Source organism: Roseovarius nitratireducens (genome assembly GCF_002925845.1).
Classification (GTDB): Bacteria; Pseudomonadota; Alphaproteobacteria; order Rhodobacterales; family Rhodobacteraceae; genus Roseovarius; species Roseovarius nitratireducens.
In genome coordinates, this window is sequence record NZ_PDNI01000069.1 from 38,935 (window position 1) to 45,185 (window position 6,251).

3 protein-coding genes and 1 pseudogene are annotated in these 6,251 nt (G+C 54.8%); 2 read left to right on the forward strand and 2 right to left on the reverse strand.

Annotated features, from left to right (window positions below):
* Nucleotides 1–108: 108 nt before the first annotated feature.
* Nucleotides 109–1,032, reverse strand: coding sequence for a hypothetical protein (locus tag CRJ03_RS15090; RefSeq protein ID WP_129590298.1), 924 nt, complete (start codon nucleotides 1,030–1,032; stop codon nucleotides 109–111).
* A 154-nt stretch (nucleotides 1,033–1,186) separates the two neighbouring features.
* Between CRJ03_RS15090 and CRJ03_RS20490 the strand changes: the two genes are divergently transcribed.
* Complete coding sequence (locus CRJ03_RS20490; protein WP_165375336.1) at nucleotides 1,187–3,709, forward strand: DUF4214 domain-containing protein; 2,523 nt, start codon at nucleotides 1,187–1,189, stop codon at nucleotides 3,707–3,709.
* 118 nt (nucleotides 3,710–3,827) lie between these two features.
* Here CRJ03_RS20490 and CRJ03_RS15100 read toward each other — a convergent pair.
* Nucleotides 3,828–4,092: pseudogene (locus CRJ03_RS15100) on the reverse strand (transposase); the annotation flags it as partial.
* A gap of 378 nt (nucleotides 4,093–4,470) precedes the next feature.
* Here CRJ03_RS15100 and CRJ03_RS15105 point away from each other — a divergent pair.
* The coding region (locus CRJ03_RS15105) for a M10 family metallopeptidase C-terminal domain-containing protein (protein WP_129590299.1) at nucleotides 4,471–6,251 on the forward strand (1,781 nt) is incomplete at its 3' end.

Below are 6,251 nucleotides of genomic sequence, written 5' to 3' on the forward strand. Positions count from 1 at the left end.
ACCCGGATTTGATCGTATCTGTCCGGGCTGTCATCCGAAATACAATCGATCCTCGACATCGTGCAGTGATGACCGGGGGCTCCACATTCGAGGTTGGGCACGAGTGGCCTAATCTCTGAGGTTGATGTCGTGCAACAGGTTCTGAATATCTTCCGGCACTTGTGCGGCCGTCGTGATGTTCAGCGTGCCGGTTCTCTCATCAAGCGCTTTCACAAGGATATAACGGGTAAGGGTTACAGCATATTCCAGTATATCTTCTTCGAAAGCATTCACGGCATTGGCAATTTCGTTTTCAAACGGTCCGCGTGTTGTCTGCCAAGCATTGCTAAACAGCCATAAGATATCCGCAGGTATACGCTTTTTGATTTCCTTAAGCTGTTTGTCACGTGCTTCGGCAGAGTTGGCCAATAGAATGCTTTCAATATAGTCCTGAAGGTGGGCCTTGAACCTCTCCGCAGACAGCGTGTCAGGAGGGGCAACGGCCAGACCAGTTTCGACAGCCAACCTGTCAGTCAGGAATTGCCGGATGTCCCACTTGAAGGTTCCGATCATCTGGGTTGAGTCGGGTGCGCTGTACCCGATCCTCGCCCAAGGCGTTTCGGCAAGGAGCGTGACCTCGGGGGTCGATCCATCCGAGGGCTGATTGCATTCCGACCGATCCTTGGACAATGTACAATATAGGAATGTCAGCGAGATTGGTGTCGATGCGTCTGCGCCTTTGGTACCGGTGTCGCATGACCGGCGGGACGCCAAGAGATCGATCAGGAACCGTGTCGTGACCTGCGCAAAAGTGTTGAACGGCGTTGGCCGCTCATCGGCGAGTTGATCGAGATCAGACGCTGTATAGGTTCGGGATTCCCGATCGTGGATGAGCTTTATAGTCAGGCGCTCCGACCAGCAGGTAACGTGTTCGGGTTGGCTGCCATGCATGCTGTCCGTCATTTCTGAAGATGTCTCGGCGGGGCTGACAACATGCGCTCCACCCAAGAACAACCCGACCAGAAGCGCACCGGTGAACCGTGATTTCGACATCGTTCCCCCCCGTCTCAGGGGCCCGTCGAGGGGCAGGTGGTGCGCTTCATGAAGCCAATGGATGACGTTACGTCATCCAAAATTAGACTCAGAACTCGAAATAGTATACGATCATAGGATCTTTTTGCAAGATGGTTAGCTAATGGAGGGGGCCATGGCTTTCGCAGATATTGAAGCAAAAACAAATGTAACCGGGTTTTCGAATGCTGATAAAACCGCGATCTTGGCGGCGATGAAAACAGCCTATGACGGCTCGGCCACCGCCAAGACCATGTTCGATGATTGGGTCGCGGCGGGAAAGACGATCGATATCGACTTCAAAGCTGGCAAGTTCCAGGCGTTCGCCAATACCGGGGATGTCGAGATAGATGTGTCCTGGCTTGCTGACAACGACTATATCAGCCCCAAGGGCAAGGCCGTCGAGGACACGCTGGTCACAGGGTTGGTGCACGAACTCGGACATGCCCTGACGGGCAAGCTCGATAATAACACGAAAGCGGATTACAAAGGTGACAACGTCACCTTTGTCAACAAGATATACAAGGAGCTCGGACTTCCCGAGCAGATTTCCTATACAGCTTACGACTCGGGTGATTTTCTTGAGCGGGACAGGGATTATACGAACGGAACAGCCATCGATGTGGCTGTAACGCGCGACAGTGATATCAGCACTCACGACAACACTCCCGACAACACGAAGGATCTTGTCATTGGCGGGTCGAGTGCCAACAAGCTGCAAACCGGGAAGGGGAATGATTTCCTGGTCGGTCGGGGCGGCAATGACACGCTCTCCGGCGGAGACGGCACTGACACGGCTGTCTATCTCAACGACGAGTTGGAATATGATGTCCGCAAAAACGACGACGGAACCTGGACGGTCAAGCATGTCCGCGGTGCCAAGACCGAAGGCGAGGACACGTTAAAGAATATCGAGAAGATCCAGTTTGGAAGCGATGGCGAGACATTCAATCTGACCAAAAAGGGTCTCAGCTTTCAAACCGATTTTGCCCTGGTCATCGACACGACGGGCAGCATGGGATCATCGATCGGGGCTGTCAAAGCCCAGGCCGCCACTCTGATAGATGCCGCTTTCGCCGGCGGAGCCGCGGATGCCCGTATCGGCGTTGTCGGGTTCAAGGATGAAACGATCGGCGAAGCGACGCAGGTTATCCTGCCCTTTACTGACCAGGATTCCTTTGCGGACCGCAAGTCCGCAGCCGAGGCGGCGATCAATGGTATTACCGTATCAGGCGGTGGTGATCTTCCCGAAACAGCGTTTTCCGGCCTGAAGGCAGCGCTCGACGGATCAATGGGAGACTGGCGTGCCGGAGCTGCCAAGCTGCGGGTCGCCCTGTTTACGGATGCATCTGCAAAGGACGGTCATCTTGCCTCGATTGTCACGGGCCTGGCCAACAGTATAGGTGCCGTGATCACGTCTCGGGCTTCAGTCGAGGGCGCGAACGGAAGGCAGGATAGTTTCGAGCTGACGTTGTCGGAACATGAACAAGCAGCTGACCAGCGTAACACGGAAGGAAACATCAATCCTTTTGTTGATGAAGGCAGCGTCCCCATAACGGACTCATCTATAGCAAATGTAGAGATATTCACCATCTTTACGGGGCCGGATGGCGTCGACACATCGGAACTTGAGGCTATTGCCAGAAACAATGGCGGTACCTTCTCTGATGCCGCCGATGATGACGCTTTGGTTGCCATCCTCGAAGAAATCATTTCAGCGCCGCCGGCCGATGTCATTGAGGGGACGACAGGACCGGACAGGTTGGTCGATGATGCTGACGGTGCGAACAATGACATGACGATACTTGGTAAGGGAGGCGATGATACCCTCGTCGGGCGCGCCGGTGACGATATCCTCGACGGCGGCAAAGGTGATGATATCCTGAGAGGCGGCGAAGGTAATGATGTCGCAAAGTATTCTGGTTCCCGGGACAGCTACACCGTGACACTATCGGATGTCGGCGTATCGATCTCTGACCGTCGGAGTGACGGAGATGGGACCGATACTCTGATCGATATCGAGACGCTCGGTTTCAGCGATACGGATTGGAATCTCGAAAGCGTCTCCGACGTTATCGACCTCTCTGCAGAGTCGCTTGCCTCGTTCATGGAGATGTATATCGCCTATTTCGACCGGGCGGCGGACAGTGAAGGGCTGCTTTTCTGGGGATCGGCATTTGCCAATGGCACGACACTGGAGGAAATGGCAACGCTGTTCATCGATCAGGACGAGACGCTGGCGGCTTATCCGACTGGCACGTCCAACGAGGCGTTCGCCAACACCGTCTATGGTAACGTCCTCGGGCGCACCCCGGATGCAGCCGGTTTGGACTTCTGGGTGGGCCAACTCGATTCAGGCAGTGTCAGCCGTGATCAATTCATTCTCGATGTGTTGCGCGGGGTCGAGGACGGGACACCTGACAGGAGCTACCTTGACGACAAGATTGATCTTGCAACTTATTTCTCGGCTATCAAGGGGATGAGCGATGTCGACAATGCACGTGCCGTCATGGACGCCTTTGGCGACCAGGCAGGTGCTGATCTGACGGCCGGCAAGACTGTCGTCGATAATGCCTACAGCGCCGCTCTGGACCCGGATAACGGGGAATTTCTGCTCAACCTTGTCGGTGTCATTGACGACCCCTTCGTCGGACTTTGAGACGCCAAGCCAGGGGTGAATCAGCCTCTGGCTTCCTGACTGCTGATAAGGCGGATGACCGGGAGGATGCGCTGATCTGATTTGTCACATGCTGGGTGTTTCATTCCAGGCGTCAGATCTTTCGGCGGATGCCGTCCTGCAACATCTCGCGGTCCAAGGTCAGATCGGCGACGATCTTCTTCAGCCGCCCGTTCTCGTCCTCGAGCTGCTTCAGCCGCGTCATCTCCGTCGGCAACAGGCCCGCATACTTCTTCTTCCAGTTGAAGTAGGTCGCCTGGCTGATCTCCGCCTTCCGGCACAGATCTCCGCGACCGGCGTGCCTTCTTCGCCCTGCTTGATGATGAACGCCTGTCTCGCGCGTTCGAAAATTTCGATGCCTTCATGTGAGTCCGCTCCTCTCCCAGCCGGGAAATCGTAGTGGAAAACTCCAGCTTCAAATGGTCCAAATTCCGGGGATCAGATCAGCTCTATAACCAGTGCGGCACCGCCGAGCAGTACATCAAGGAAAGCAAATACGCGTTCCACTGGCCGTTTGGCTAGCCCATCAGGCCCAATGGTATTAAGCTAGCGGAACCGGTATCTTCATTGTCATGGTTGAGATGACGGTTTGAGGAGCCATTAACGGAGCCTCTGAACATCATATGGTGGGCGGTGCGTTTCCAAGACACCTATCGCGAACTCAGATCAAAATTTCAAAAACGCATGTCTACTTATGTGGCCCCGAGGAAAGGGGCAGGTCATATCGCAGGAAACTCTAGAAAATGGCCGATCCCTTTACTGGCAGTCCAACAAGCACCGCCCCTTATACAACAGACCCCTTCGTTACGGGGCTTCTGAATGAGAATTTCACCCGTTGGGGCGATGGCACGGACACAACGCTGAGCTACAGCTTTCCGTGGACCACATCGGACACGGCCCAGTGGGGCATGGATTATGGCAACGGCGAGCTGGAGGCGGCTTCGTATTTCGGTCTCAGCAGCCCTCAAATGACCGCTGTCGATAATGCGCTCTCTGCATGGTCCGATGTAATCGATGTCGATTTTGCAAAGACATATGAAACCGACACATCCGTCGGCGATCTGCGGTTTGCATTCACATCAAACGTAGAAAATGCGTGGGGGTGGGCATATTACCCGAGCAACTACTGGCCAAGCGGCGGCGATGTTTGGATAAACTCTGACTACGCCAGTGACACGGACTGGAGCAAATCGAGTTACAACTTTTACTCACTTTTGCACGAGATCGGTCATACCTTGGGTTTGGAGCACTCCTTTGATGGCAGCGACGGTGACATCTACTCCCAAGCGTATGACACGCGTGCCTATACGGTCATGTCATACACGAACCCCGAGAATGCATGGGCCTGGGACAGCTCGACGAAGCAAAGCTCCTGGACCATCCAAACCCCGATGGTTTACGATATTCTGGCAGCACAGCATTCGTACGGAGCCAACTGGGACCACAATTCCGGGGACAATGTTTACACCTTCGACTCAACCGAAGCGGTGCAGAAAACCATCTGGGATGGCGGTGGCCAGGACACGTTCGATTTCAGTAACTTCGCACTCGACATCTCCGTCAACCTGACACCCGGCTCCTACTCTGACGTGCCGACACCGGGATGGAATGGCTCACAAAACATTGGCATCGCGTTTGAAGCGTTCATCGAGACCGTCATTGGCGGGTCTGGAAACGATGATCTGTCTGGCAATTCCGTGGCCAACACCCTCACCGGGGGTGCTGGCAATGACACGTTAGCTGGCGGCGGTGGCTCTGATACATTCAGTTTCTCGGGTTTTTTTGGCGATGACATCATTTCCGATTTTGGCGTGGGTGAAAACTTTCTGGAGCTGCTCGGATCGGATGGTCTCGAACTGAAAGGCACCGGCAGTCTTCTGGACATTGAAACGACGTCCGGTGGCGATGCCAGGGTCGTTGTTAATGTCAGTGATGAAGGATTGTCGGGGAGTATCACGCTTATCGGTGTCACCCCTGATGCGGCTGAAAGTATCTTTTCAACCTTGGGAGAGGTCATCGATGGAACATCCGCAGGCGATATACTAAACGGCACCACTGGGTCCGATCTGATTGAAGCCTATGCGGGCGACGACACCATAGTGGGCAGCCAGGGCAATGATAAGCTCGATGGCGGGACCGGGCACGATACGGTCACATATTCCGGGAACCAGGCCAGCTACTCCCTTACCCTCAGCCCGACCTCAACCAGCCTTACCGACCGGCGCTTGGATGGGAACGGAACGGACGAGCTGGTGGATATTGAAATGCTCGATTTTGAAACGAACTCGTTCGGATCGTCCTACGATCTGACCACGTTCGGCGGCACAGCCGGATTGTCCGAGCCGGAATTCGAGAGCCTCATTGAAATCTATATCGCCTATTTCAACCGGGCACCTGACGCTGTCGGTTTGAATTTCTGGGGCACAGCTTTTGCCAACGGCACGACACTGGAAGACATGGCGACGCTGTTCATCGATCAGGACGAGACGCTGGCGGCTTATCCGACTGGCACGTCCAACGAGGC